The sequence below is a fragment of the Chromohalobacter beijerinckii genome, assembly GCF_023061185.1.
Lineage (GTDB): Bacteria > Pseudomonadota > Gammaproteobacteria > Pseudomonadales > Halomonadaceae > Chromohalobacter > Chromohalobacter beijerinckii.
Genome location: NZ_JAKGAK010000015.1, coordinates 64,808 through 86,950, shown reverse-complemented (window position 1 = coordinate 86,950; position 22,143 = coordinate 64,808). Strand labels below are relative to the sequence as shown.

The following is a 22,143-nucleotide window of genomic DNA, read 5'->3' as shown; positions in this document are numbered from 1 at the left end:
GGACAGATGGGTGGCGGGGCTTAGCTTAGCCCTTCCAGACATCGGCGAGAATCTCGTACGAACGACGGCGGTCGTCATGGTCGTAGAAATCACCGTTGATCATCAGTTCGTCGGCTTGGGTCTGCGCCAGGAAGTTCTCGAGTTCGTCCCGGATCGTATCGGGTCCGCCGACAATGGAGGCGCCGAGGTTCTGGCTGACCATGGCGCGTTCCTGAGGCGACCAGTCGAGTGCTTCGACGGGCGGCAGAGTCCGCGTGCTCTTGCCGCGGATCAGGTTGAGAAACTTCTGCTGCTGGGTGGTGGCCAGATACTGTGCGTGCGCGTCGCTGTCGGCGGCGACCAGTGGGATGCCTAGCATCACATAAGGCGCGTCCAGCACCTCTGAAGGTTGGAACATTTGCCGATAGAGCTGGATGGCTTCGAGCATATAGCCCGGCGCGAACTGGCCGGCGAAGGCAAACGGCAGGCCGAGCTGTGCGGCGAGGCGCGCGCTGAAGTCGCTGGAGCCCAGCAGCCATAGCGGTACATGCGTGCCCTGACCGGGAATCGCCTTGACGCGCTGATCGGGCAGGGCATCGCCCAGGTAGCCGCGTAGTTCGGCCAGGCGGTCGGGAAAGTCATTGACGCCGGCGCGTGGGTTGCGGCGCATGGCCTGCATGGTCACACCATCGGAGCCGGGCGCGCGTCCCAGGCCCAGGTCGATGCGTCCCGGGTAGAGCGTTTCCAGCGTGCCGAATTGTTCGGCGACCACTAGCGGCGGATGGTTCGGCAGCATGATGCCGCCACTGCCCACGCGGATGCGTTGCGTCTTGCTGGCGACATGGCCGATGAGCAAGGATGTGGCGGCGCTGGCGATGCCGTCGATGTTGTGGTGCTCGGCCAGCCAATAACGGTTGTAGCCCAGGGTATCGGTCAGCTGGGCGAGATCGACCGTACGTTCGAAGGTTTCGGCGGGCGTTCCGTCATGCGAGATCGGTGCGAGATCGAGCACGGACAGAGGAATCTGCGAGAGTCGGCTCATGATGGCCTCTTGGATAGGGTGAACGTTAGCGTCCTCAATATTTCCTATCTGTGGGGGTGGCGAGGGCATAACTCAAGGTTAGCCGGTACGCTCACGGTATGGTGAATCCATGCATGGCGCTCATGGCATGAACTGAAGCCAGAGCCACGCGCCGAATAGTGCGATACCCAACGCGCCGATGGGACGTGCATGGCGACGCCATAGCGAGAGGGCCGCATCGCCGGCGAAATGCACCAGCAAGGCGAGACCGAAATAACGCACGCCCCGCGCCAGCAAGGCGGCCAGCAAGAAAAGTATAAGCGGATAGCCACTCGAGCCGGCGGCGAGCATGGCGATCTGAAAGGGGATGGGGATAATGCCCACCGCGAGCACCGCCATAAAGCCGTCGCTGTCCATGCGCGTCTGAAAGGCGGCATAAGCTTCCTGGCCACCGAACAAAGGAATGAGCGTCGTTCCCCAAGTGTTCAATGCCCAGGCCCCCAGGGTGTAGCCGATGCAGGCGGCGGCCAAGTTACCGGCCAGCGCGACGCTTGCCAGGCGCCATTTGCGACGTGGCTGGGCCAGCATCCAGGGAATCAGAATGGTCTCGATGGGAATCGGAACCAGGAGGGTTTCCAGCACTGAGGCGAAAAACAAAAGCGACAAGGCGTGCCGTGAATGCGAGAGACGTTCAAGCCAAGCGGTGGCGGATGCCAGGCGGGTCGGTGACGGCATAACAGGCTCTTCAAGAAAATTTAATGGCTTATTTGCTTAAATATAAAAAACGGTTATGGTCGTGCAGCTTCGGTTTTGCCATCGTTGTCGTTTGGTCTCATGTGCCTGGCTTTGGTTCCATGGGCCATTGCAGGCTTGCCTAGCTCGGTGATAAGAACCCGAGAGGTGCATGAGGCACCGTATCGTCGGAGACTAAGAGGATAGCTGCATGGCCAATATTGGAAGGCAATACGTATTTATCGTCTCCGCCCTGATCATTGCGGTTCTGGTCGCCATTGGTGCGGCCTTTCCCGAGGGCTTTGGTGAGGCGGCATCAACGGCATTATCAGCCATTTCACACTATTTTGGGTGGTTTTACCTGTTCTCGGTCTTCGGGTTCGTGGTGTTCCTGCTGACGCTGGCCTTTAGCAAGTACGGCAAGATCCGCCTGGGGCCACAGGATAGCTCACCCTCCTACAGCTTTTTCTCGTGGATCAGCATGCTGCTGGCGGCGGGGTTTGGCGTCGGGTTGGTATTTTATGGCATGGCCGAGCCGATGACACACTTTCTCGAGCCACCTTACGGTGACATGGAAGGCGGCACCGAGGAAGCGGCACGCTATGCCATTCAATACAGCTTCTTCAATTGGGGCATTCATCAGTGGGCCGCGTTTTCCGTGGTCGGGCTGATCATCGCCTATTATCAGTTCCGCAAGGGTCAGGCGGGACTGGTGTCCAACGTGCTTTCGAGCATGACCGCCAAGCGTCCCAAGATGCGCAAGCTGGGACCGGCGCTGGATGTCTTTGCCGTGGTCGCGACGGTGATGGGGGTGGCGACCTCCATCGGTCTGGCGGTGCTGCAGATCAACGGCGGCCTGCATGCGGTCTTCGGTGTCGAAGAGGGCATGACGTGGCAGTTCATCATCATGGGGGCGATGTTTTTGTGTTACATGGTCTCCACCTGGTCGGGGCTGGACAAGGGCATCAAGCGCCTTTCCAACCTCAACATGGCGCTGTGCTTCGCGTTGATGTTCTACGTGCTGTTCACGGGCCCCACCGTGGCCATTCTCGAAACCATCACCCTGGGCATCGGTGATTACCTGCAAAACATCGTGGGGATGAGCCTGCGTATCGCGCCGTATAGCGATAACACTTGGGCGAGCAACTGGACGATTTTCTACTGGGCTTGGGTCATCGCCTGGTCGCCGTTCGTGGGCACCTTCGTGGCGCGTGTCTCGCGCGGGCGGACCATCAAGGAATACGTGTTCGGCGTCTTGTTCGTGCCACCGCTGCTGGCCTGCCTATGGATCGGTGTCTTCGGCGGTGCGGCGCTCAACATGGAGTTGACCGGCGATGTCGGGTTGGCCTCGGCAACCGCTGACAATATCACCGTGGCGCTGTTCCAAATGTTCAACTTGATGCCATTCTCCAACGTGCTGTCGGTGGTGGCGCTGTTTTTGATCTTCATCTTCCTGGTGACGTCCGCCGACTCGGCGACGTATATCGTCTCGCAGATGACCGATGGCGGCTCGCTGAACCCGCCCTTGGTGAAGCGGATTATATGGGGCGTGTTGATCGCCGCGATCTGTCTCACCTTGCTGGTTGCAGGGGGCTTGAACGGGCTGCAATCCGCTGCGGTGCTGGCGGCATTGCCATTTACCTTCATTCTCTATGGCATGATTATCGTCTTGATCAAGGAGTTGCGAGCGGACCGCAAGGCAATGCTGACCTCGCTCTACCATCGTCACGGTGAGACCCCGGTCGGCGCCGACGCCTTTGAAGCCGAAACATTGGCCGATGCCGAGCGATATCGTCGCGCCCCGAATGTGGTCAACCGGCGTATCAATACGCGTGAAGGCGGATAATACGTCACTTGACGACGCCTATAACGCCCGGCTTTGGCCGGGCGTTATAGGTTGGCTCTGGTGGAAACGCGCGTCACCTCTTATGGTAAGCAATATTGCATGCACGGAGTGAGGAATGCCCCAAGTGGCCAAAGCAGGTAGACGGCGACGTCAAGGTGCCACTCGTCGTCAGAGACGAGGCCCCGTGCGTTCCCGGGGCAGCGTCGATGATTGGTTGAATCGGCTGGTGAGCATCGCCGTGCTCACCGCGTTGATCGTGGGCGTATCGGCGTTGCTGGTCACCTTGTTGTGGGGTTGATCATGTTGACCGTGGTGAGACTCTCCAAAGCCCGAAGCAGCGTGCGAAGACCCAGATGCCCATGCCCCAGGCGCCATTGACCAAAAAGCCGATGGGGAACCCGGCGAGGTTGAGGCCGCGCCCCTTGAGCGGAAAGACAATGAACAGCGCCACGAGTGTCAAGGCGATACCGCCGAACAACACGCTTTTCCACCACAGCCCGGTCGTGACGTGGAAACGCGTGAATATCCACAGCATGACGATCCCCCATACACCGCCCCAGAAGCTCGCCGACAGCCACTGAGGAATACCCAGGGGTGGGACGGCTGTCATGCCATAGGGTGCAAACGGCACGATGGCGTAGGCGTGCAACAAGCCCGCCATGGGCTGATGGAAGCACAGCACGGCGAAGAAGCCAGCGATGAAAGCGAGTGGAATCCAGCGTGGCATGATGGTTCTCCTTTCAGATCGAGGGTACATACAGTATCGGTCAAATTCATATGCCTCACAGGATGATCGTCATATGCGCGCTGGCGTTCTCTACACTGTAGGCTTTGCACCATGCCGGGAGCGCCATGAAACCGTCGCTTGCCTTCCTCGCGTTGAGTTTCGCCGTGATTGCTGCAGGTATCGCTCTGGATAAGGACGTCTGGACAGTCCCTCGTGCCTGGAATCCCTTTCAGCCCTTGCACATCGAAGACCCGTTGACCCCCGTCACGCAGTGGAAGTTGCGCCAGCTCAAGGGGAGTCGCGAGGCATGCCGCAATGTTCTCGACTCCGCGCCTGCCGGTACGCTGAATTACACGCCGCTGGAGGATTACATCCCCGTTGCCGGCTGCCCACTTAAAAACGTGGTGCGCGTGCGCCATGCCGGCGTCGATTTCAATACCAGCTTCGTGGCCAGCTGTCCGCTGGTAGTGGCCTGGGCGTTGTTCGAGCGTCAACGCCTGCAACCGGCCGCGCGGGAGGTGTTTGGTGAGTCGGTGGCGTCGGTACGTCATCTAGGAAGCTTCGCGTGCCGCAACATCTATCATCGCGACAATGCCCGACGCAGCGACCATGCCACTGCGGAAGCGCTCGATGTAGCGGCTTTTCGGATAGCGGACGGACGCCGTGTGTCCGTGCTCGACGACTGGGAGGGCGATGATGACGCGGCTAATTTCCTGCATCGTGTACGCGACGGCGCCTGTGACGTGTTCGGGACTACCCTAGGGCCGGATTACAATGCCGCGCATGCCAACCATTTCCATTTTGGCATGCGCGGCATCTCGTTGTGCCACTAGTGGCATCGAGTATGGGCGCGCCGTTCGTCCTATGCGCATCACCTCATGGATGTGCCAAACTGAGGGACGTCATCTTCTTCGCCACGGACTACCAGGAGGCAGCCGCATGCGCATCGACGTGCAGGACATCATCGACGGTGAAGCTATTCCCGAACGCTTTGCGTTCGCCATTCCCGATCCCGAGCAGCACCTTCGTTTCAGTGACAATCGCAACCCGCGTGTTCGTTGGCACGATGTGCCCGCCGGGACGCGTAGCCTCGCGTTGTTGGTGGTCGATACGGATGCACCCACGGACCCTACCGGCGTCAACCAGGAAGGGCGAAGCGTACCGGTCGATCTGCCTCGAGCCGATTTCTACCACTGGGTATTGATCGACATTCCGGCGGAAGTGAGCGGCATCGACGAAGGCGAAGATGCCGACGGAGTCGTGCCCATGGGCAAGGCGCCGGGCGAAACCGGCAAGGGCGTACGCGGCATCAATAGCTACACGGACTTCTTCGCCGACGACGAACAACTCGAAGGTATCTACGGGGGATATGATGGGCCATGCCCGCCGTGGAACGATACCTTGGTACACCGCTATCACTTCACCGTCTATGCGTTGGATGTCGCCTCGCTGGGCCTTCAGGGCGAGTTTACCGGTGATGAAGTCCTCGAAGCCATGCAAGGACATGTCATCGAACAAGCCAGCGTGATGGGTACTTACACGCTCAATCCCGAGCTAGCACGTTAAGCTCGTTCACAAAGGTGGCTCATGGAATGAGATATATACACACGGGATGGTGGCTGGTCTTGGTAGGACTGGCGCTGAGCGGCTGCGAGATGCTACCGACAGGTGGACCGACGCAGCCCGTCGATATCGAGGAAGCCGGCGAAGGCACGCCGGCGGGCGCCGTCGAACGTCAAGTTGCGTTTCCTGCCGAGGAATACGCCAAGCTGGATAAGCATGGTTCAGGCGTCGTCAAAGGGCGGCTGCGTTACATGTCCTCGTCCGCCGGCACGCTGGTGGGCAAAAACGAAACCGTGTCGATCGCACCGGCTACGCGCTATTCCGCCGAGGCTGCCGAAGCCGCGCTGGCAGGGAAGCGCATCGAGCCTGCGGACCCACGTGCCCGTGAGTATACGCATTACGCCAAGACCAACGACAACGGATATTTCGAGGCTACCGGTATCCCTGCGGGAGTGTTCTATGTGGCCGGAAGCGTGCGCCTGCCTGACGGTTCGCGCAGCCCGCTGATCCTGAAGCAAATCGAGGTCGGCGTCGGTCAGACGCGTGAGGTCGACCTGAGCCGCTGACGCGCGATGTATGGGATCAATGACAAACGCCCTGCCAACCGGCAGGGCGTTCATGGTTCGTTCCTTGCCCACGCAAGGGCGAGGCGTGCCCCGATCACTGACGTCAGCTCGAGTGCGTGGGTGTCTTCTTGTAGTGTCCGGGCACCGTCACGCGCTCGCCATTGGGCAGATCGCGGACATAGGTGGGAACGTAGACACGTTTGATGACACTCTTGGCTTCCGCCATGATCCAGTCTCCTGTGAATTCGACGCCTTCACGCTACGCCGGTTGCGGATTGGAATCAATCTTATCCCCCATGGCCGTTCGTATGATGGCCACTTCTTGGAAACGAACCCCTTGAACGTGACTGACTCGACGCTTTGTCCCATCGAACCCATCGCCGAGCCGCCGTGGGAGGCGATCGCAGCCATTCCCATCGTCGACGAGGGCGGGGCGTTGCACCCGGTCAGCCTCGCCGCGCCGATGCTGCGCACCTTGCCCCTCTATCATGCCCTGGGGGTCCCCGGGGCGGTGCCCGAGTGCTGGGCGCGGGAGGCGGTCTATCGGCGGCTTCTCAAGGTGGCTCAGAGCCTGCCGGACGGCCTGGGACTGGTGGTGCTGGATGCTTGGCGGCCCTATGTCGTGCAGCGTCATCTGTATGACACTCTGCTGGGAATGGTGGAAGCGCGCTACGCGGATCTCGACGAGGCGGACCTGTGGGCGATGACTCGGGCATTTGTCTCGCCGCCCAGCGATCGACCAGAGTGCCCTAGCCCGCATCTCACCGGTGGGGCGGTGGATGTAGCGCTATGCGATGCTGATGGGATGCTGCTGGAGATGGGCTCGGCATTCGATGAAGCGCGGCCCGCCTCGCATACCGTCTACTTCGAGCATCATGCCCATGACGCCGCGACGCGGACTTACCGTGATCGGCGGCGAGTGCTTTACCACGCCATGGTTGATGCCGGCTTCGCCAACCTGCCCAGCGAGTGGTGGCACTACAGCTACGGCGACCAGATGTGGGCCTGGTATCGCGGCGAATCCCGCGCACTGTTCGGGCCCAGCGGCCCCGATAGCCTGGAGGCTCGCTGGCGGCGTTCGCTGGGGCAGGACGCCTAGGCATTGTCTGAAAACTGTCTGCGCTCGGCCATACTGCGTTAAAAATCAGCTCAAAATGCTCATTTACACTCCGTAAACTCCGCCTTTTCGCTGATTTTTGCCTTGTCTGACCTTCGCTCGTCGACTTTTCAGACAGCGCCTAGCGGACTGGCGGGATGCCCAGAGACGTCAGGGCGGCATCCAGAGAACTCCGCTCGCGTTCGGCATAGAGCGTCAGCTCGTAGGTGACCGGCGCGCCCAGTGCCTCCTCGAAGGCTTCGCGATTGGCGTGACCGGCATAGGCCTGGCTACCGTCACCGCCGAGGTTCGATTGAAAGATGCCGGCCGCGCTGACCGGCAGGAAATCCTCGTAGGTGATCGGCCGGGCCGTGATCAGTCCCTGCTCGATCAACCGCTCGACCTCGGTCTCGGCGACCGCGCCAGCCTCGCGTCCCGCTTCGGTCGCCCGGTATTCGAAGAAGGCCAGGCCCTGGCGGCGCAGCTCAGCCTCGCTATCCGGGAAGTCGGCGAAGACCTCGGCCAGCACGCGCTGGTGCGCCTCGTTGGTCAGGCCGGCGGTGCGTCGGCGCGACTCGCCGAGCAGCCGGTCGTAGAGGGCGCGTCCCTCGGCCGTCAGCGCCACGCCGCGCTGTTCGATCTCGCCGAAGCGTGCGGTGTGGGTGCCCTGGCGATCGCCGGCGAAGCGGGTCGGCTCCTCCAGGGCCTTGAAGCTGGTCTGGCGCAGCAGGATCGGGCAGGCGCGACGCGGCGGACCTTCGATGACTTCCTTGGGGTTCATTCCCGCCGCCGGCATCCGCCGCTGGACCTCGTCGATGTCCAGGGTGCGCGGCGTCAGATGATTGATGTGCGGCCCATGGAAACAGACCACATCGGCGATCAGCCGATGCTCGGCATGCAGTGCCTCGTAGGTGTCCAGGTCCACGGTGGCGTCCTGGTGCCAGCGGAAGGTCTCCAGCGCCTCGGCCACGAAACGCTCGGCCTGCTCGTCGGTCAAGCTGCCCTGGCGTTCGCTGAGCTCGATCATTTCCCGGGCGCCGGGCGTGAAGATGTCGCGCTTGGCGAGGATACCGGCGGCACGCTCGCGCAGCTCGGGGCTTTCGATCAGTTCCAGGCGCAGCAAGGACGTGAAGACACGGAAGGGGTTGCGCGCCAGGGCCTCGTCGTCGATGGGCCGGAAGGCGGTGGAATGTACCGGCACGCCGGCTTCGGAGAGGTCGTAGTAGCCCACCGGGACCATGCCCATCACCGCGAACAACCGGCGCAGCATGGCGAGTTCCTCGGCACTGCCGACACGAATGGCACCGTGCCGCTCGACGCCGAGGCGATTCAGTTCGTCGTGGGTCGCGAGTCGCTCGGCCAGTTCGGGGTCGCGCTCGAGGGTCTCGCGGTTCACTTCCGCCACCAGCTCGAGCAGGGTTTCGTACTGTGGCACCTCGTCCTGATACATGGCCGACATGGCCTTGGAAAAACGGTCACGAATCTCGTGATGGGAAACGAGGGTTGTCATCGGAGGTACCTCTCAAGTCGAACAAGGGCCCAGCGCCGTTCGTGAGCGCGGTGTCCATCATGGAGGTGATGAGACCAGAGCCCCATCGCATCGGCAAACGAAAAAAAGCGCGCTACCCATTCCTTTAGCTCATGTATTACGCTTGAACGCTTTGAATAAAACCTGGGCATGAGATTTCAGCATGAGCGTTGCGAATTCATTCCGTCGCGGAGAAGACGCATGACGGCACGCCACCTGCCCTCGACCATCACCATGCAGTGCTTCGAGGCGGCTGCACGGCATATGAGTTTCACACGTGCCGCCGACGAACTGAGCATTACCCAGAGCGCCATCAGCAAGCAAGTGGCGCAACTCGAAGCGTACCTGCAGCACAAGCTGTTCCGGCGTGTGCGCCGCACCCTGGTGCTGACGCCGGAGGGCGCGCTGTACCTTACTGAAGTACGCAAGATTCTGGCCCGGATCGAGATGTCAGCGAACGCGATCATGAGCTACAGCGGGCAGGGCGAGGTGTTGCGAGTGGCCTGCCTGCCGACCTTCGGGGCCCGCTGGCTGGCCCGCCAGTTGCCCGACTTCCTGAACGCCAACCCGCACATCGACCTCAGCGTTAGCGACCATGTCGAGCCCTTCGACCTGGATCAGGCAGGTATCGACGTGGCCGTCTTCCACGGGCATGGTCGCTGGCCGAAACTGGAGTGCCACAAGTTGTTCGACGAGGAGGTGGTCGCGGTCGGCGCCCCCGAATTTCTAGCTCGTCAGCAGCCGGCGAGTGCCGCAGAGCTGGCCGAGTGCCGCCTGCTGCACCTCTCCACGCGCCCTGATGCCTGGCACCGCTGGTTCGCCGGCCAGGGAATCACCACCGAGCGCAGTTACCACGGCACTCGCTTCGAGACCTTCCAGATGCTGATCCGCACGGCGATGAGTGGCGGTGGTCTTGCCCTGGTGCCGCGTTTCTTCGTCGACACCGAGCTGGCCGAAGGCCGACTGTCTCTGGCCTGGCCGCACGTCCTCAAGGGACCCGACGCCTACTACCTGGTGCACCCCGAGCATCTCGGCGAACTCGTGCGTGTGCGCCGTTTCGTCACTCATGTGCTGACGTGTGCCGAGGTGGATGCGCCAGCCGGGGCGTTGCGCTAGTGCCTGCCGCCGGCGCTTCCGGCGGCAGGCTCCACGGCTTTCAATCAGCGCTCACTTCGGCGGTTCGACGTGGCCGCCGAAACCGAAGCGCATCGCTGAGAGCAAACGATTGGCGTAGGTGCTGTCCTTGCGCGAGTTGAAACGCGCGAACAGGGCGTTGGCTAGTACCGGGGTGGAGACGCCTTGCTCGACGGCGGCGTCGATGGTCCAGCGGCCTTCGCCACTGTCGGCGACGGCGCCGGAGTAATGATCGAGCTTGGGGTCGCCGGTCAGGGCCTGGGCGGTGAGGTCGAGCAGCCAGGATGAGACCACGCTGCCGCGACGCCAGACTTCGGCTACGTCGGCGAGGTTGAGATCGAAACGTTCGTCTTCCGGAAGGTCCGGCGATGACTTGCTCTGCATCAACTCGAAGCCTTCGGCGTAGGCTTGCATCAGGCCGTACTCGATCCCGTTGTGGACCATCTTCACGTAATGCCCGGCGCCTACCGGGCCGGCATGGATATAGCCACGCTCGGCGCTGTCATGCGGGGCGTTGCGGCCATGCGTGCGCTCCAGATTACCGTGACCGGGCGCCAGGGTATCGAACAGTGGATCGAGATGAGCGAAGATCTCTTGCTCGGCGCCGACCATCATGCAGTAGCCGCGCTCCAATCCCCAAACGCCGCCCGAGGTGCCCACGTCCACGTAATGGATGCCCGTGAGCGCTAGCGCCTTGGCGCGGCGAATGTCGTCCTTGTAGAAGGTATTACCGCCGTCGATGATGATGTCGCCGGCGTCCATCCGCTCGGCCAAGGCATTGACCGTTTCCTCGGTGGGGTCGCCGGCAGGTAGCATGACCCACACCACGCGTGGCGTTTCCAGTTGATCCACCAGCGTAGCCAAGGAGTCCGCCGGGGCGGCACCGTCCTCGATCAACGCCGAGGCGATGGATTGATCGCGGTCATGGGCGACGACGTCGTGGCCGCCGCGCATCAAGCGTCGGGCGATATTGCCGCCCATGCGGCCGAGTCCGATGATACCGAGTTGCATGTTCTTACCTTTCGCGATGTCGGGTAGGGAGTGGGAACGGCGGCAAGCCTACCGATACCGAGTACATGACGCAAAGCGGGCCATGTCGCATGACACGGCCCACTCGAAACCTTACATGTGAGGTGTCAATCCCAGCTCAGGGCGCCGCCGACCTGGTATTCCGTGACGCGCGTCTCGAAGAAGTTCTTCTCCTTGCGCAGGTCGATGATCTCGCTCATCCACGGGAACGGGTTCTCTGCGCCAGGGTACTGCTCCTTCAGGCCGATCTGCGCCAGGCGGCGGTTACAGATGAAGTGCAGGTACTCCTCCATGATCGCGGCGTTCATGCCCAGCACGCCACGCGGCATGGAATCGCGCGCATAGGCGATTTCCAGTTCGGTGCCCTCGATGATCATCTGGGTGACCTCGTCCTGGAATTCGGGCGTCCACAGGTGCGGATTCTCGATCTTGATCTGATTGATCATGTCGACGCCGAAGTTCAGGTGCATCGATTCGTCGCGCAGGATGTACTGGAACTGCTCGGCGACGCCGGTCATCTTGTTGCGCCGACCCATGGAGAGGATCTGACTGAAGCCGCAATAGAAGAAGATGCCTTCCGTCACGCAGTAGAAGGCGATCAGATTGCGCAACAGCTCCTGATCGGTTTCCGGCGTGCCGGTGTGGAAGTCCGGACGCGCCAGCGACTGGGTGTGCTTGAGGCTCCACGCCGACTTGGCGGCGACCGAGGGCACCTCGCGATACATGTTGAAGACCTCGCCTTCATCCATGCCCAGCGATTCCACGCAGTACTGGTAAGCGTGAGTGTGAATCGCTTCTTCGAACGCCTGGCGCAGCAGGTACTGGCGGCATTCGGGATTGGTGATCAGGCGATAAAGCGCCAGCACCAGGTTGTTGGCGACCAGCGAGTCGGCGGTCGAGAAATACCCCAGACTGCGCTCGACGATACGGCGCTCGTCTTCGGTCAGGCCGTCATTGCTTTTCCACAGTGCAATGTCGGCGTTCATGTTCACTTCCTGGGGCATCCAGTGATTGGCGCTGCCGTCCAGGTACTTCTGCCACGCCCACTCATACTTGAAAGGCACCAACTGATTGAGGTCGGCGCGAGCGTTGATCATCTTCTTGTCGTCGACCTCGATACGCGCTGCGCCCATTTCCAGCTCTTCCAAGCCGGCAGCGACATCGAGCTCGTCCAGGGACTTGCGGGCGCGCGCTAGCCGATCTTCATCGGCTACCTGGTAGCGTGATGCGCTTTCGCGCACTTGCTCGGGTTCCGGGGCCGCAGGTTGCGCTGCCGGATTAGTGGCCGGCGCGGGCTTCTGAGGCTTGGCGGCGGCACTCTCGTCATCAACCGTGTCTTCGTGGAATTCGTCCCAGTTCAACATATGTCTGTCCTGTTCTTTCGCTGGCGGCGTCAGGGCATGACGCCGGTGGCTAGACTGTGTTCGCTTCGAGCTTCGAGCGGCTCGCTGCCCGAAACTCGTAGCCCGTAGCCGGGTTTACTGGCAAGCCTCGCAGCCGAGCTCGTCGATATCGCCTGCCGAAGGCGCTCGCGAGCCGCTGCCACTCTTGCCGTTCAGGAAGTCGTCGATGCCGCGTGCTTCGCCGGAGGCGCCACTGGCCGCTGGGCTGGCGGCGGGCTGAGTCGATGGCGCCGCACCGCTATCGGCGTTGCCCACGGCATTGAGGTTGCCGCGATCGACGGTGGATTTTTCCACCGAGGTGGCGCCCAGCGCACGCAGGTAATAGGTGGTCTTGAGACCACGGAACCAGGCCATGCGATAGGTGACGTCGAGCTTCTTGCCCGAAACGCCGGCGATGTAGAGGTTCAGCGACTGGGCCTGGTCGATCCACTTCTGGCGACGGGCGGCGGCCTCGACCAGCCACTTGGGTTCGACCTCGAAGGCACTGGCATAGCGGGCCTTGAGGTCGTCCGGCACACGGTCGATGGGCTGCACGGAGCCATCGTAATACTTGAGATCGTTGATCATGACCTCGTCCCACAGGCCGCGCTCTTTGAGGTCGTTGACCATGTAGGCGTTGACCACGGTGAACTCGCCGGAAAGGTTCGATTTGACGAACAGGTTCTGGTAGGTCGGCTCGATGGACTGCGTCACGCCACAGATGTTGGAGATCGTCGCGGTCGGTGCGATCGCCATGACGTTGGAGTTGCGCATTCCTTGGCTGGTGACCTTGTCGCGCAGACGTGCCCAATCTTGCGTGGTGGAGGTATCCACCTCGATATAGTCGGCGCCGCGCTCTTCGGCCAGGTTCGCGATCGAGTCGATGGGCAATACGCCCTTGCTCCATAGCGAGCCTTCGAAGCTTTGATAGCGCCCACGCTCGGCGGCCAGATCGCTGGAGGCTTCGATGGCGTGATAGCTGATCAGCTCCATCGAGGTGTCGGAGAATTCAACGGCCTCTTGAGACGCATAGGCGATCCCACGCTTATAGAGTGCGTCCTGAAAGCCCATCAAGCCCAGCCCCACCGGGCGGTGCTTGAAGTTGGAGCGCTCTGCCTGCGGCACGGCGTAGTAGTTGATGTCGATGACGTTATCGAGCATGCGCACGGCCGTCTTGACGGTCTTCTTCAGCTTATCGCCGTCGAGTTCGCCGTCGACGATGTGCTGCGCCAGATTGACCGAGCCCAGGTTGCACACGGCGATTTCGTCCGCCGAGGTGTTGAGGGTGATCTCCGTGCACAAGTTGGAGCTATGCACGACGCCGGCATGGTTCTGCGGGCTGCGCAGGTTGCACGGGTCCTTGAAGGTGATCCACGGATGGCCAGTTTCGAACAGCATGGACAGCATCTTGCGCCACAAGTCCTTGGCCTTGACGCGCTTGAACAGTTTGAGCTGTCCGTTGCGGGTCATTTCCTCGTACTCGGTGTAGCGCTTCTCGAAGGCGGCGCCGTACAGGTCGTGTAGGTCGGGGCAGGTGGACGGCGAGAATAGCGTCCATTCTTCGTCGTCGAAGACCCGCTTCATGAACAGGTCCGGCACCCAGTTGGCGGTGTTCATGTCGTGGGTACGGCGGCGGTCGTCGCCGGTATTCTTGCGCAGTTCGAGAAACTCCTCGACGTCGAGATGCCAGGTCTCGAGATAGGCGCAGACCGCGCCCTTGCGCTTGCCACCCTGGTTGACGGCCACGGCGGTATCGTTCACCACCTTGAGGAACGGCACCACGCCTTGCGACTTGCCGTTGGTGCCCTTGATGTAGGAGCCCAGCGCGCGCACCGGGGTCCAGTCGTTGCCCAGGCCGCCGGCCCACTTGGAGAGCATGGCGTTGTCGCGAATCGCACCGTAGATGCCATCGAGCTGATCGGGCACGGTGGTGAGATAGCATGAAGAGAGCTGGCTCTTGACGGTGCCGGCGTTGAACAGCGTCGGCGTGGAGGCCATGTAATCGAAGCTCGAGAGCAGCTCGTAGAATTCGATGGCACGCGCTTCGCGATCGTCCTCGTTGAGCGCCAGGCCCATGGCGACACGCATGAACATTACCTGCGGGAGTTCGTAGCGGATGTCGTCATGGTGCAGAAAGTAGCGGTCGTAAAGCGTCTGCAGGCCGAGGTAGGTGAACTGGGCATCGCGGGTGTGATCCAGCGCTGCACCGAGGCGCTCGAGATCGAACTCGGCAAGCTGCGGATCGAGCTGGTCGAATGCGATGCCCTTGGCGATGTAGGCCTTGAAGGCCGGCGCGTAGAGGTCGGCCATTTCCTGGTAAGTCGCTTCGTCGACAATATCCAGGAAGGAGAGTGCCTCGCGACGCAGGTTGTCCTGCAAGAGTCGCGCGGTGGCGTAGGTATAGTTGGGCTCTTTTTCGACCAAGGTGCGCGCGGTCATCGTCAGCGCTTGCGATACACCATCGATGGAAACGCCGTCATAGAGATTCTTCAGCGACGCATCGACGATCTTCTGTGGCTCGACGTTGGTGAGCCCTTCGCAGGCGTCAAACACCAGTGTCTCGACCCGGCCCAGATCCAGCGGACGCACGGTGCCATCGGCCTGCGTGACGTTGAGGCTGGGGTGCGGTTTGGCGATATCGCCGTTCTGGGGCTGACGGGCACGGGCATGTTCTTCGCGGTACAGCACATAGGCGCGGGCGACTTTCTGCTCGCCGGCGCGCATCAGGGCCAGCTCGACTTGGTCCTGGATGTCTTCGATATGCAGGGTGCCGCCATCGGGCATACGACGCAGGAAGGTGTCGACGATGCTCTGGGTCGCCTCATGGACGAAGTCACGGATGCGTGACGATGCTGCGGCGTTATCGCCCTCGGTGGCGATGAATGCCTTGGTGATCGCCACCGAGATCTTGCTGCCATCAAAGGCCGCAACATCACCGCCTCGCTTGATGACACGCAGTCGCTGCGGCGCGGTGATGTCTACTGACGCCTTGTCAGGGGAAGAAAGAGTGGTATCCATGACGCCTTCCTGTCGTTACGGTCCAAGGGAAAAGGTGTCGCCGTTCATGTCGCATCGCGAGAAGTCGAACGTTATGGCGACGATGGCCGAATTAGCCGTCTTGTCTCGGCATTTTCGTGCCTGAAGAGGCCCATTCGGGACGAGCACGCGAAATACTGTGATCCCTAGATATGGGGTAGGTCTTGATGATGAGCACAAGATAGAGCTGTTTCGCGGGGGTCGCAAGTGGATAAGTTGTGGATAGTCTGTGTCTCTCTTGGGGGCTATTCTTGCGCTCCGTCAAGAAATCTATAACTCGCTGCCACGCGACGATTTTTCAATCAGCGTGGCGATCTCTATGATGCTCGACAGCTACTCGAGAGTGAATTCGGGTATCATCGCTTGCTATCCGCTATGGTAGGGAGTGGCGGCATGCACCCCTTTGTCGCACCGCTTATTCCGGCGGAGTCTCTCTGGATAGCGTGAAGAATACAAAATAAAGACGAACGGAACTCGCACGACAAGGCCGAAGGTAGGCAGGGCTTCATGGCATTAATGTAAAGGGATGGATGACAGCTTGGACAGCAGCAGACATCACGATCACGTCCTGATCATAGAGGACGACGAGCGGCTGGCGCATCTGACGCGGGAGTACCTCGAGGCGAATGAATTCCAGGTCGATCTGGAATACGACGGTGCACGTGCCGTGGAGCGTATTCTCGACGAGCAGCCGGATATGGTCATTCTCGACCTCATGTTGCCCGGCGAGGATGGTCTTTCCATTTGTCGACGCGTGCGTGCCCACTATGCCGGCCCCATTCTCATGTTGACCGCGCGTACCGACGACATGGACCAGGTGCTGGGGCTCGAAATGGGTGCCGACGACTATGTGCCCAAGCCGGTGCAGCCGCGCGTGCTACTGGCGCGCATGCGCGCCCTGTTGCGTCGTGCCGATGCTCTGGACGCCGCCAGCGGTGCTACCCGGCTGAACTTCGGCGACCTGCTCATCGATAGCGCCACGCGCGAAGCCTGGCTCAACGACGAGCGCATCGACTTGACCAGTGCCGAGTTCGACCTGTTGTGGCTGTTGGCCGGCAATGCCGGCCGTGTGCTGACCCGCGAGGAAATCTTTTCGCAGCTGCGGGGCATCAAGTATGACGGCCAGGATCGCTCGATCGATGTGCGGGTCTCGCGTATTCGGCCCAAGATCGGCGACGATCCCAACCAACCGCACCGGATCAAGACCGTGCGCAGTAAAGGGTATCTGTTCGTCAAGGATAGCTAACGTTGATGCGGCGAACCCTGTCGGACAGCACTTTCCTGCGCGTTTACGCCTTGTTGTTGCTGGCGTTGGTGCTGACATTCGGACTCGCATTGCTGGGGTACCTGGCGGTCGATCAGGTGCGCCAGGAGAATTACCGCGAGCGCCTGGCGAGTGGCCCGATGCAGGTGCTTGCGCATCTGGCCGCCGAGCAACCGGTCGACGAGCGCGACGAATGGCTGGCATCGATGTCATCGACATTGGGCGTTCCCATGACGTTGCATCCCATCGATGACGTCTCGCTGAGTTATTTCGACCGATCGAGGCTCAACGAAGGACGTCCGCTGGTCGAGCGTCATGATGCGGCATGGTCGGTGCTGCGGCGTCTGCCGGATACACCTTGGCTGTTGGAAGTGCGTGTCGGTGGGCTCAAGGAGATGCAGTTACGCGGTGCGACCGAGGCGCTGCGAACGTGGCTCAGTGGCGTCTCGGAAGATGAGCGCGCCGAGCGTCTGGCGCGCCTTCAGCGTGTCTTCAAGATCCCGCTGGAGGTCTCGCCGACGCCACCCTCGGGTGTCGATCCTATCCAGCAGTCGCGCCTTGAGGGCGGGGAAGTCGTCGTGCGTCTCGAGCCAGGACTCGGCGTGTTGTATGTGCATGCGCGGCTGGGGGCGGATCGCTGGCTCAATATCGGCCCCATCCCGTCCTTCGAACCGATGCCTATCTCGTTGGCACTGGTCCTGTTGGGCATCATGTTGCTGGTGCTGGCGGGTACCATCTACTTCGTGGTGCGCGGTGTCGAAGGGCGTGTGGAGCGCCTGGAGCGCGCTGCCACACGCATCGCCGGGGGTAACCTGGATACCCGCGTCAAGGTCGAGAGCAACGACTTTCTCGGGCGGCTGGGGATGGCCTTCAACGGCATGGCAGCGCAGGTGCAATCGTTGTTGCGTACGCAGCAGGAAATGATCCGTGCCGTCTCTCATGAATTGCGCACTCCGGTAGCACGTATCCGTTTCGCGGTGCAGATGGTCGAAGACATGACCGAAGAACCCGTGGTGCGGCGCCAGTTGCAGGACATCGATGGGGATATCGAAGAGCTCGATCAACTCGTTGACGAGATTCTGACCTACGCCCGCCTGGGGAGTGACAGCGCCCAGGGCATCCAGCTCGCCACCGAGACCACCGACTGTCGTGCCATGGCCCATCGCGTGGTCGATACCTTGGCGCCGCTGCACGCGCATTTGCGCTTGGAGGTCTTGGAAGGCGAGGGTGTCGATGTCGAGGCCGATCCGCGTTATCTGCAGCGTGCGCTTTCCAATCTCGTGGCCAACGCCTGTCGCCATGCGGAAGGGCATATCCATGTGAGCGTAACGCGGGAAGCACGGGCCGTGCGGCTGGATGTCGAAGACGATGGCGCGGGGGTTCCCGAAGCCGACCGCTTGTTGATCTTCAAACCCTTCGCGCGTCTCGACGACAGTCGAACGCGGCGCTCAGGCGGTTATGGCCTGGGGCTCTCCATCGTACAGAAAATCATGGCCTGGCATGGCGGCAGCGTCGTGGTCGAACGCAGCCAACGGCTCGGCGGGGCGCGCTTCAGCCTGTTGCTGCCGACGCCGGATATGCTCCAGGGTGAGCCACGCCACGCGTGGGGACGCCGCATAGGCGATGCGTGACCGCTATCGCATTCGGCAGACTTGCATGCCGCAAGCGCTGGCGTGAAAGCGTGGCGACGAGAAGTGGCTACGCCGGCTTGATCCCCTCGAGTACCGAGAAGGAGGTCTCGCGCGCGGTGCGCAGGAAGTCCTCCATCCACGGCTCGTCACGGCTCTCCTCGCGAATCGCTGCGAACAGCGTGCTCCACACTCCCTGCTCGCCGAGATGCAGGGCGCGCACATAACCGCGCTCCAGGTACTCGGTGAGCGCCCAGTTGGGAAGTGCGCAGACCCCCCGGCCGCTGGCCACCAACTGCATCATCATGATCGTCAACTCGGCGGTGCGCACTTCGGCGGGCGTGAAACCCGCCGGGGTCAGGAACTGAGTGAAAACATCGAGGCGTGTGTGCTCCACCGGATAGGTGATCAATGTTTCGTGCGCCAGCTCTTCGGGGGTCACCCAGTCGCGGCGTGCCAGGGTGTGCTGCTTGCCCACCGCAAGTAGTCCTTCGTAGCGAAACAACGGCTCGTAATGAATGCCGGCCAACGGCTGGGGGTCGGCGGTGATCACCAAATCCAGCGACTCCCGCGCCAGCGACGGCAAAGCATCGAAACTGTAGCCGCTGGGAATGTCGACCTCGACTTCCGGCCAGTGATCGCGAAAGTGATCGATAGTCGGCATTAACCATTGAAAGCAGCTATGGCATTCGATGGCCATGTGCAAGCGCCCTTGTTCATGGCCGGCCAGGCGTGCCAGGTCGCGTTCCGCCATGCGGATCTGTGGCAGGATCTGTTCGGCCAGTGCGAGCAGGCGCTCGCCCGCCCGCGAAAAGGTGACCGGGCGTGTCTTGCGCTGGAACAGGGGCGTGTCCAGGCGCTCCTCGAGATCCTTGATCTGATGCGAGAGCGCCGATTGGGTGAGATGCACCCGTTCGGCGGCCTCGACGAGCGAGCCGGCGTCACGTAGTGCGATCAAGGTGCGGAGATGGCGAAGCTCGAGCATGATATATGAGAGCCGTTCATTTTGATGATTAGTTAATTTAGTTTGATTCACGCACTGCCGCCAGCGAGACTGCCTGCCAGCACATCACGGCGTCGCCGTGACCAAGAAGTCACTTATTACTGAAAGTCACTCATTCTAGCCGCATACCGCAAGAGGAAACACGATGGCGCTGGCACACATTCTGGGTTATCCGCGCATTGGCGCGAACCGTGAGTTGAAAAAGGCCGTCGAGGCCTACTGGAAAGGCGATATCGATCAGGCCACGCTCGAGGAGAGCGGCAAGGCGCTGCGTGCCGCGCATTGGCAAGCCAGCCGCGATGCGGGGCTCGATCTCGTGACCGTGGGCGACTTCGCTTTCTACGATCAGGTGCTCAACGTCAGCGCGCTGCTGGGTGCGGTGCCGCCGCGTTTCGGGGCCGTCGAAGGCGAGGTCGATCTTGATACGACGTTCCGCATGGCGCGTGGCCGGGCACCCACCGGCGAGCCAGCGGCGGCTTGTGAGATGACCAAGTATTTCGACACCAACTACCACTACCTGGTCCCCGAGCTGCATACCGATCAATGCTTCCGGGTGGCCTCTACGCGGTTGTTCGATGAAGTCGCCGAAGCCCAGGCCGAGGGGCACCCGGTCAAGGTGGCGTTATTGGGGCCCATCAGTTGGTTGTGGCTGGCCAAGGAAAAAAGCGAAGGGCTCGACCGTCTGACCCTGCTCGATGCACTGTTACCGGTGTATGGCGAGATCCTCGAACGTTTGGCGGCGCAGGGCGTGGAATGGGTACAGCTCGACGAGCCGGCGCTGGTGCAGGACTTGCCTCGTGACTGGCGTCAGGCCTTCGAAGCCGCCTACAACAAGTTGCAGTCCGCGCAGGTCAAGCTCCTGGTGGCGACCTACTTCGGCGCCCTGGGCGACAACCTGGGCCTGGCCGCCGGATTGCCTGTCGCCGGGTTGCACATCGATACGGTACGCGCGCCCGAACAGCTCGACGCCGTACTCGACCGTCTTCCCACCTACAAGGTGCTATCCATTGGTGCCATCGATGGACGCAACATCTGGCGCGCCGACTTGGCGGCACTGCGCGAGCGCTTGCAAGTGGCCCGCGCGCGTCTCGGCGAACGTCTGTGGATCTCGGCCTCCTGCTCGCTGCTGCACGTGCCGGTGGATCTCGAGGCAGAAACCGACCTCGATGCCGAACTCAAGAGCTGGTTGGCCTTCGCGCGGCAAAAGCTCGATGAAATCGTCACGCTGTCGCATTTGCTCGATGGTCGTGCTGCCCCGGAAGACACGGCGCGCCTGGAGGCCGCCACACAGGCGCTGGAGGCACGCCGCAATTCTCCGCGCATTCACAAGCCCGCCGTGGGGGAACGTCTGGCGGGCATTTCCACCAACGACGCCGAGCGCCCGAGCCCTTACAGCGCGCGTGCCAAGGCTCAGCGTCGTCATCTCGACCTGCCGCTGTTTCCGACCACCACGATCGGTTCGTTCCCGCAGACGCAGGACATCCGGGCCGCGCGCCGCGCCTTCAAGAACGGTGAGCTGGACCGCGATGCTTACGAGGCCCGCATGCGCGAGGAGATCGTCCACGCTGTCGAGCGTCAGGAAGCACTGGATATCGACGTACCGGTCCACGGCGAGCCCGAGCGTAACGACATGGTCGAGTATTTCGGCGAACTGCTGGATGGCTTTGCCTTCACGCGTTTTGGATGGGTACAAAGTTACGGCTCGCGCTGCGTGAAGCCGCCGGTGATCTTCGGCGATGTGAGCCGCCCCGGCCCGATGACGGTGCGTTGGAGCGAGTACGCGCAATCGCTGACTGACAAGCCCATGAAGGGCATGCTCACCGGGCCGGTGACGATTCTGCAGTGGTCCTTCGTACGCGATGACCAGCCACGCGATGCCACCTGCCGTCAGATCGCCCTGTCCTTGCGTGACGAGGTCGCCGATCTCGAAGCGGCGGGTATCAAGATCATCCAGATCGACGAGCCGGCACTCCGAGAGGGGCTGCCGCTGCGGCAGGGCGAATGGCAGCGCTACCTCGACTGGGCGGTGGAAAGCTTCAAGTTGAGCGCGGCCGTCGCTCGCGACGAGACGCAAATCCACACGCACATGTGCTATTCGGAATTCAACGACATCATCGCGGCGATTGCGGCCCTGGATGCCGACGTGATCACCATCGAGACGTCACGTTCCGACATGGAGCTGCTCGACGCCTTCCAGGACTTCGCCTATCCCAACGAGATCGGCCCGGGCGTGTACGACATCCACTCGCCCAACATTCCCGAAGTGGAATGGATGGTGCAGTTGATGGAAAAAGCCGCCGAGAAGATCCCCGCCGAGCGGCTTTGGGTCAATCCGGACTGTGGCCTGAAAACGCGCGGTTGGGCGGAAGTCGAGCCGGCATTAGCCAACATGGTCGATGCGGCCAAGGAACTGCGCCGCCGCCACGGGTAAGTCTCTTGCGTTGACGCCATGAACGCGCCGCCGAGCCACCGCTCGGCGGCGCGTTTCTTATGGTGCAGTCGTTTCTCGTAGCGCCAGCGTTTCTCATGGCATGAGGACTGGTATGCTATCGGCCTTCATTGATTGATCGATATTGCATGCAACATGCCCCGCTGATGCGGGGTGGGTC

At 61.7% G+C, this 22,143-nt stretch carries 18 protein-coding genes; 9 read left to right on the top strand and 9 right to left on the bottom strand.

Annotation, left to right across the window (positions count from 1 at the left end; translation table 11 throughout):
- Positions 1–25 precede the first annotated feature (25 nt).
- On the bottom strand, positions 26–1,021 hold the full coding sequence (locus L1075_RS11950; RefSeq protein WP_246942038.1) for an LLM class flavin-dependent oxidoreductase: 996 nt from the start codon (positions 1,019–1,021) through the stop codon (positions 26–28).
- A gap of 120 nt (positions 1,022–1,141) precedes the next feature.
- Positions 1,142–1,735, bottom strand: coding sequence for a YqaA family protein (locus L1075_RS11945; protein WP_246942036.1), 594 nt, complete (start codon positions 1,733–1,735; stop codon positions 1,142–1,144).
- 208 nt (positions 1,736–1,943) lie between these two features.
- Here L1075_RS11945 and L1075_RS11940 point away from each other — a divergent pair, with 208 nt between their 5' ends.
- Positions 1,944–3,578, top strand: a complete 1,635-nt coding sequence (locus L1075_RS11940) for a BCCT family transporter (protein WP_246942034.1) — start codon at positions 1,944–1,946, stop codon at positions 3,576–3,578.
- A gap of 298 nt (positions 3,579–3,876) precedes the next feature.
- Here L1075_RS11940 and L1075_RS11935 read toward each other — a convergent pair whose 3' ends face one another.
- Positions 3,877–4,305 carry a hypothetical protein gene (locus L1075_RS11935; protein ID WP_246942032.1) on the bottom strand — a complete coding sequence of 143 codons (429 nt, stop codon included), beginning with the start codon at positions 4,303–4,305 and terminating at the stop codon, positions 3,877–3,879.
- Between the two features lie 125 nt (positions 4,306–4,430).
- Here L1075_RS11935 and L1075_RS11930 point away from each other — a divergent pair, with 125 nt between their 5' ends.
- The 3 genes from L1075_RS11930 to L1075_RS11920 all read left to right on the top strand — a co-directional run bounded on the left by L1075_RS11930 (position 4,431) and on the right by L1075_RS11920 (position 6,434).
- Positions 4,431–5,138 (top strand): extensin-like domain-containing protein, encoded by a 708-nt coding sequence (locus tag L1075_RS11930; RefSeq protein WP_246942030.1) that lies wholly within the window; start codon positions 4,431–4,433, stop codon positions 5,136–5,138.
- A gap of 106 nt (positions 5,139–5,244) precedes the next feature.
- Positions 5,245–5,871, top strand: coding sequence for a YbhB/YbcL family Raf kinase inhibitor-like protein (locus tag L1075_RS11925; RefSeq protein WP_040239674.1), 627 nt, complete (start codon positions 5,245–5,247; stop codon positions 5,869–5,871).
- Between the two features lie 26 nt (positions 5,872–5,897).
- Complete coding sequence (locus L1075_RS11920; RefSeq protein WP_246942028.1) at positions 5,898–6,434, top strand: carboxypeptidase regulatory-like domain-containing protein; 537 nt, start codon at positions 5,898–5,900, stop codon at positions 6,432–6,434.
- 103 nt (positions 6,435–6,537) lie between these two features.
- On the opposite strand, the gene L1075_RS15755 is transcribed toward L1075_RS11920, so the two are convergent.
- A complete protein-coding gene (locus tag L1075_RS15755) occupies positions 6,538–6,660 on the bottom strand; it encodes a hypothetical protein (protein WP_257125191.1) in 123 nt (40 codons plus the stop codon).
- Positions 6,661–6,777: 117 nt separating this feature from the next.
- Here L1075_RS15755 and L1075_RS11915 point away from each other — a divergent pair, with 117 nt between their 5' ends.
- The gene (locus L1075_RS11915; RefSeq protein WP_075369566.1) at positions 6,778–7,533 is read left to right on the top strand and encodes a M15 family metallopeptidase; all 756 of its coding nucleotides are present in this window, start codon (positions 6,778–6,780) and stop codon (positions 7,531–7,533) included.
- Positions 7,534–7,672: 139 nt separating this feature from the next.
- Here L1075_RS11915 and hglS read toward each other — a convergent pair whose 3' ends face one another.
- Positions 7,673–9,040: a 2-oxoadipate dioxygenase/decarboxylase HglS gene (gene hglS / locus L1075_RS11910; protein ID WP_246942026.1), complete on the bottom strand. Its 1,368-nt coding sequence runs from the start codon at positions 9,038–9,040 to the stop codon at positions 7,673–7,675.
- 219 nt (positions 9,041–9,259) lie between these two features.
- Between hglS and L1075_RS11905 the strand changes: the two genes are divergently transcribed.
- Positions 9,260–10,174: a LysR substrate-binding domain-containing protein gene (locus tag L1075_RS11905; protein WP_040239678.1), complete on the top strand. Its 915-nt coding sequence runs from the start codon at positions 9,260–9,262 to the stop codon at positions 10,172–10,174.
- Positions 10,175–10,225: 51 nt separating this feature from the next.
- Here the strand turns inward: L1075_RS11905 and gnd are convergent, their stop codons facing one another.
- The 3 genes from gnd to L1075_RS11890 all read right to left on the bottom strand — a co-directional run bounded on the left by gnd (position 10,226) and on the right by L1075_RS11890 (position 15,621).
- A complete protein-coding gene (gnd, locus tag L1075_RS11900; RefSeq protein ID WP_075369468.1) occupies positions 10,226–11,203 on the bottom strand; it encodes a phosphogluconate dehydrogenase (NAD(+)-dependent, decarboxylating) in 978 nt (325 codons plus the stop codon).
- A gap of 125 nt (positions 11,204–11,328) precedes the next feature.
- Positions 11,329–12,585, bottom strand: coding sequence for a ribonucleotide-diphosphate reductase subunit beta (locus L1075_RS11895; protein WP_075369469.1), 1,257 nt, complete (start codon positions 12,583–12,585; stop codon positions 11,329–11,331).
- 114 nt (positions 12,586–12,699) lie between these two features.
- Positions 12,700–15,621: a ribonucleoside-diphosphate reductase subunit alpha gene (locus L1075_RS11890; RefSeq protein WP_246942024.1), complete on the bottom strand. Its 2,922-nt coding sequence runs from the start codon at positions 15,619–15,621 to the stop codon at positions 12,700–12,702.
- A gap of 544 nt (positions 15,622–16,165) precedes the next feature.
- Between L1075_RS11890 and L1075_RS11885 the strand changes: the two genes are divergently transcribed.
- The gene (locus tag L1075_RS11885) at positions 16,166–16,885 is read left to right on the top strand and encodes a response regulator (protein ID WP_075369471.1); all 720 of its coding nucleotides are present in this window, start codon (positions 16,166–16,168) and stop codon (positions 16,883–16,885) included.
- Positions 16,886–16,890: 5 nt separating this feature from the next.
- Positions 16,891–18,534, top strand: coding sequence for an ATP-binding protein (locus L1075_RS11880; RefSeq protein ID WP_246942022.1), 1,644 nt, complete (start codon positions 16,891–16,893; stop codon positions 18,532–18,534).
- 67 nt (positions 18,535–18,601) lie between these two features.
- Here L1075_RS11880 and L1075_RS11875 read toward each other — a convergent pair whose 3' ends face one another.
- On the bottom strand, positions 18,602–19,516 hold the full coding sequence (locus L1075_RS11875; RefSeq protein ID WP_246922340.1) for a LysR family transcriptional regulator: 915 nt from the start codon (positions 19,514–19,516) through the stop codon (positions 18,602–18,604).
- A 163-nt stretch (positions 19,517–19,679) separates the two neighbouring features.
- Between L1075_RS11875 and metE the strand changes: the two genes are divergently transcribed.
- On the top strand, positions 19,680–21,965 hold the full coding sequence (metE, locus tag L1075_RS11870) for a 5-methyltetrahydropteroyltriglutamate--homocysteine S-methyltransferase (protein WP_246942020.1): 2,286 nt from the start codon (positions 19,680–19,682) through the stop codon (positions 21,963–21,965).
- Positions 21,966–22,143 lie beyond the last annotated feature (178 nt).

Excerpts from the sequence above, each read along its gene's own strand:
- L1075_RS11885 (WP_075369471.1), top strand. The coding sequence starts at position 16,166 with ATGGATGACAGCTTGGACAGCAGCAGACATCACGATCACGTCCTGATC.
- L1075_RS11950 (WP_246942038.1), bottom strand. The coding sequence starts at position 1,021 with ATGAGCCGACTCTCGCAGATTCCTCTGTCCGTGCTCGATCTCGCACCG.
- hglS (WP_246942026.1), bottom strand. The coding sequence starts at position 9,040 with ATGACAACCCTCGTTTCCCATCACGAGATTCGTGACCGTTTTTCCAAG.
- L1075_RS15755 (WP_257125191.1), bottom strand. The coding sequence starts at position 6,660 with ATGGCGGAAGCCAAGAGTGTCATCAAACGTGTCTACGTTCCCACCTAT.
- L1075_RS11905 (WP_040239678.1), top strand. The coding sequence starts at position 9,260 with ATGACGGCACGCCACCTGCCCTCGACCATCACCATGCAGTGCTTCGAG.
- gnd (WP_075369468.1), bottom strand. The coding sequence starts at position 11,203 with ATGCAACTCGGTATCATCGGACTCGGCCGCATGGGCGGCAATATCGCC.
- L1075_RS11945 (WP_246942036.1), bottom strand. The coding sequence starts at position 1,735 with ATGCCGTCACCGACCCGCCTGGCATCCGCCACCGCTTGGCTTGAACGT.
- L1075_RS11880 (WP_246942022.1), top strand. The coding sequence starts at position 16,891 with ATGCGGCGAACCCTGTCGGACAGCACTTTCCTGCGCGTTTACGCCTTG.
- L1075_RS11925 (WP_040239674.1), top strand. The coding sequence starts at position 5,245 with ATGCGCATCGACGTGCAGGACATCATCGACGGTGAAGCTATTCCCGAA.
- L1075_RS11935 (WP_246942032.1), bottom strand. The coding sequence starts at position 4,305 with ATGCCACGCTGGATTCCACTCGCTTTCATCGCTGGCTTCTTCGCCGTG.
- L1075_RS11920 (WP_246942028.1), top strand. The coding sequence starts at position 5,898 with ATGAGATATATACACACGGGATGGTGGCTGGTCTTGGTAGGACTGGCG.
- L1075_RS11895 (WP_075369469.1), bottom strand. The coding sequence starts at position 12,585 with ATGTTGAACTGGGACGAATTCCACGAAGACACGGTTGATGACGAGAGT.
- L1075_RS11875 (WP_246922340.1), bottom strand. The coding sequence starts at position 19,516 with ATGCTCGAGCTTCGCCATCTCCGCACCTTGATCGCACTACGTGACGCC.
- L1075_RS11940 (WP_246942034.1), top strand. The coding sequence starts at position 1,944 with ATGGCCAATATTGGAAGGCAATACGTATTTATCGTCTCCGCCCTGATC.
- L1075_RS11930 (WP_246942030.1), top strand. The coding sequence starts at position 4,431 with ATGAAACCGTCGCTTGCCTTCCTCGCGTTGAGTTTCGCCGTGATTGCT.
- metE (WP_246942020.1), top strand. The coding sequence starts at position 19,680 with ATGGCGCTGGCACACATTCTGGGTTATCCGCGCATTGGCGCGAACCGT.
- L1075_RS11890 (WP_246942024.1), bottom strand. The coding sequence starts at position 15,621 with ATGGATACCACTCTTTCTTCCCCTGACAAGGCGTCAGTAGACATCACC.